Source organism: Wolbachia endosymbiont of Atemnus politus, assembly GCF_013309895.1.
In genome coordinates this window covers 1-3,617 of the sequence record NZ_JAAXCS010000121.1, presented here as the reverse complement: position 1 = coordinate 3,617, position 3,617 = coordinate 1, and the positions used below count along the sequence as shown (strand labels likewise).

Sequence of the window (3,617 nt, the reverse complement as noted above, 5' to 3'; positions counted from 1 at the left end):
AATCAATGATACATATCAAGTACTACTGTGACTTTGTGGGAAAATATCCAATAATTTCTTTAGAAGATGCGATGAGGGAAGATGATTATGAAGGTTGGAAATTGCTTACCGCAAAACTAGGGAACAAAATCCAATTAGTCGGGGATGACTTGCTTGTTACAAACTGTCAGCTAATACGCAATAGAATAGAGGAAAAAAATGGCAAATGCTGTATTGATCAAACCGAATCATATAAGGACATTAACAGAAGCTTTTACTGTTATTGGAATGGCAAAATCAGGTGGCTATAAAACTGTGATTTCTCATCGTTCCGGTGAAACAGAGGAAACAACAATATCCCATATAGCGGTTGCATCAAATTGTGGGCAAATAAAGACTGGCTCGCTGTCGCGTTCTGATAGACTTGCAAAGTATAATGAACTGATGAGAATAGAAGGCGCGTTAGGAAGAAATGCTAAATATTGTCGTGGATTGATATGAACACTATAGGCAAAGTTAAATTATATTTAAAAGCAGGTGATGGTGGTGATGGCTGTGCGAGTTTTCGTCTGGAAAATTCGTTGAAATTGGTGGTCCAAACGGTGGGATGGAGGAAAAGGTGGAGACATAGTTTTTGCTAGCGATGCAAATCTCAATACTTTGCTTAACTTTCGTTGTAGAAGACACATTAAAGCGGACAGTGGAAAATGTGGTGCAAGTAGAGATAGGTTTGGCACAGCGGGAAAAGATGTCATACTTAGAGTTCCAGTTGGCACACAAATAATAGATTAAGAAAGTGAGGAAGTGATAGTAGATCTTGATAAACCTGATATGGAATTTCAAGTAGTGCAAGGTTGAAAAGGTGGCCTTGGAAATACTCACTTTAAGTCCTCTACCAATAGGGTACCAAGACATTTTACCTATGGTCAGCCTGGTGAAGAAAGAAACATAATATTAGAGCTAAAATATTTTATCTGACGTTGGCATTATCGGCATGCCAAATGCAGGTAAATCAAAATTCTTGACTCGTTGTTCAAATGCAGATACGAAAGTAGAGGATCAGCCATTCACCACGATAAGACCGCATTTAGGTGCAGCAAAGGTGGATGATAGCAAAATTGTGATAGCAGATATCCCTGGAATAATCACTGATTCTCACCTTGGAGTTGGGCTTGGACACGAATTTTTAAAGCACGTAGAAAGGTGTAAAATTTTACTACATTTAATTGATGTGACTCACGATGATGTCATTTTAGCTTATGATTGTACACACAATGAGCTGAAGCTTTACAATAGAGACCTTATTGAGAAGGAAGAAATTGTAGTGTTAAACAAATGTGATTTATCGGGGGAAGCAGAAATTCTTAAGAAGAGGAGTCATTTGGCCAATTACCTAAATAAAGAAATACTATCAATCGATGATGATTTACAGCCCATTCTAAGATTATTGAGTGAGAAATTGGAAAAAAGCAACCCTAAGGAAATTGATGCATATGATCCGTTTAAGATGTGAGTTTTTTATTTAAAGTAAAATCTATCCTATAAAACAAGAACCTCTCGTATAAGCAAATTGCTATAGCAAGAGCATTGGCAGCATGGTGACATTTTATATTTAAATCCTTAACTATCAATTATCATTACCTATCTGTCATCCTTAACTATCTGTCACCATAAATATAACCTGATTTTTACTAGCATGGCCATTTCCGGTGACGCTTTTTTTACATAGTTTGCAACATATTCATTTACAGTCAGCTCTGTTATTTCTAGCACTAAAATTACGACTCCTCTCGCAGATCCCAAAGTTAGCGAAGATTTCGGATTCCTATTAACAAAAATTTTCTCCACCAAAGCTTCATTTGGAGAATATAGAGAAATCACCTGCGCTGAGCTTACTGTCAGTTGCTATAGTGCCACTGCCTAGAAATTCGATACCACCTTTTTCATTTAGATTGATAACAGCCCACCCGGTTTTACTTATTCCTGGATCAAGACCTATTATTTTTACCACTCAAAGAACGCTTAGCAAATAAACGAATACAAACAAAAATATCCAGTAATTTTTCTGTATATATTGCACGGTCCAGCTCAGATCAACTATTATTTGATAAAGGGACACTCGTTCCGAAATATAATGTATAGGCTTATGTTTTAATAAATCGTATGGCGGTATACTGTGTTCCTACATTGACAAAAATATCCAGACTATATCTACAAAATGCCAATACCAAGAGACAAATTCAAAACACATATGATCTTGAGGTGTAACTTGATCTTTTTGCGCCCATGTTCTTTTTATCATTCTCGAGTAGAAAATGATGTGCTGAAGTAACCGTTGTACCAGAAAGTAATAATACTAACGTATTCATGAATGGTAACGACGACGGGTCAGGTGGTAAAATCCCTTCAGGAGGCCATTTAACTCTCCCTGTAGGAGAAAATGCCTCAAACAAAAAAACCGGATCAAGCCAGGCTTTAAAGAATGAACAAAAGAACGCTATAAAAAAAACAACTTATGAAAGGATAAATAAATACATCGCAATCTTGAGTCCATGTTTTACAATTGCGGTATGGCATTTATCATAATGGCTTATTTTATTACATCCCTCCACCAATGAAACAACACTCCTGATACTGCAGATATTCCTAAAATTAAACCAAGTACCCCAAAAACTTGTTTATGGAGCGTCCCAACTAATCCAAGTGCAAGAATAAGAATTGCCGCTGATATAGCGATTGGCCAAGGACTTGAATCCACTAAATGAAAGTCATGTTCTTTACTTTGCATACAGCCTTTAAAAATATGTATTAAGCATACAAATTAGCTTAAAATTGTCAATAACAATTGGCGTTTTTTGTAATGCTGCGTGACTTAAGTCTGCCCTTATGATATAGCCTTTATGACAATGTCATCGAAACACTTGGACCCAGCGCTGGAACGTTTGTGTGTCTGTATGTATTCTCCACACTTCCCAAAAGCACGTCAAGCACAATTATTTGCTGGTAATGAATACTAACAGCCAAGTTAACACTAACTTAAGAAATGGAGATGTACAATATAATATATTTAATTAATAGTGAGGTTTAAAATGTCAAGTAACCAAAAAAAATTAGTTACTAATGATAATAATCTAAGTTCTGTTGGAACTCAAACTGAAAATTCTTTTTCAAAGGATCCATTTGAACAAAAAATAGAATCGTTAAAGAAAGAAAAAAGTTGTTAAGAAAGCAGAACCAGTCAAATAGTGGTATTATCAGGCTGGGAGTAATTTGCTTGATAGGCTATATTATTGCAACCAACTGGTCAGCAATTGCTTCCGCTTTGGCGCCTGCTGGAGCATCTATAGCTGTTGCTGGACCAACAATTGGAATTGTGATTGGAGCAATAGTAGGAGCTGCCGTTTTAGTTGGTGCTTCTTATGCAATATGGAAATATAGAGCAGAAATAAAAGAAGGCTTCAAATATGCTGCAGAAAAGACAGTTGAAGGTGCGAAATATACTGCAGGCAAAATTAGAGATGGTGCTGTGTATGTTAAAGGTAAGGTGAAAGAAGGTGCAAGCAACACATTGACTCGTTCCGGTAGTTTCTTGATAGAAGCTGCTCATAGTGGTAACTATTCAATGGAAACTGAATTTG

3 protein-coding genes and 5 pseudogenes are annotated in these 3,617 nt (G+C 36.4%); 4 read left to right on the top strand and 4 right to left on the bottom strand.

What is annotated here, in order from left to right; translation table 11 throughout:
* Both HET73_RS06475 and cgtA read left to right on the top strand, forming a co-directional pair.
* Positions 1–480, top strand: a pseudogene (locus HET73_RS06475) (phosphopyruvate hydratase family protein); the annotation flags it as partial.
* Positions 477–1,492: pseudogene (gene cgtA / locus HET73_RS06470) on the top strand (Obg family GTPase CgtA). The pseudogenes HET73_RS06475 and cgtA, both read left to right, overlap by 4 nt.
* A gap of 21 nt (positions 1,493–1,513) precedes the next feature.
* On the opposite strand, the pseudogene HET73_RS06465 reads toward cgtA, so the two are convergent.
* The 4 genes and pseudogenes from HET73_RS06465 to HET73_RS09710 all read right to left on the bottom strand — a co-directional run bounded on the left by HET73_RS06465 (position 1,514) and on the right by HET73_RS09710 (position 2,767).
* Positions 1,514–1,990 (bottom strand): annotated as a pseudogene (locus tag HET73_RS06465) (crossover junction endodeoxyribonuclease RuvC).
* Positions 1,991–2,161: 171 nt separating this feature from the next.
* Positions 2,162–2,296, bottom strand: coding sequence for a cytochrome c oxidase subunit 3 (locus tag HET73_RS09720; RefSeq protein WP_369333902.1), 135 nt, complete (start codon positions 2,294–2,296; stop codon positions 2,162–2,164).
* A gap of 66 nt (positions 2,297–2,362) precedes the next feature.
* Positions 2,363–2,432: pseudogene (locus tag HET73_RS09715) on the bottom strand (hypothetical protein); the annotation flags it as partial.
* A gap of 137 nt (positions 2,433–2,569) precedes the next feature.
* Positions 2,570–2,767, bottom strand: coding sequence for a cytochrome c oxidase subunit 3 (locus tag HET73_RS09710; protein ID WP_369333901.1), 198 nt, complete (start codon positions 2,765–2,767; stop codon positions 2,570–2,572).
* 301 nt (positions 2,768–3,068) lie between these two features.
* Here HET73_RS09710 and HET73_RS09155 point away from each other — a divergent pair, with 301 nt between their 5' ends.
* Together HET73_RS09155 and HET73_RS06455 are read left to right on the top strand one after the other, a co-directional pair.
* The gene (locus HET73_RS09155; protein ID WP_255453531.1) at positions 3,069–3,203 is read left to right on the top strand and encodes a hypothetical protein; all 135 of its coding nucleotides are present in this window, start codon (positions 3,069–3,071) and stop codon (positions 3,201–3,203) included.
* A gap of 50 nt (positions 3,204–3,253) precedes the next feature.
* Positions 3,254–3,617: pseudogene (locus HET73_RS06455) on the top strand (hypothetical protein); the annotation flags it as partial.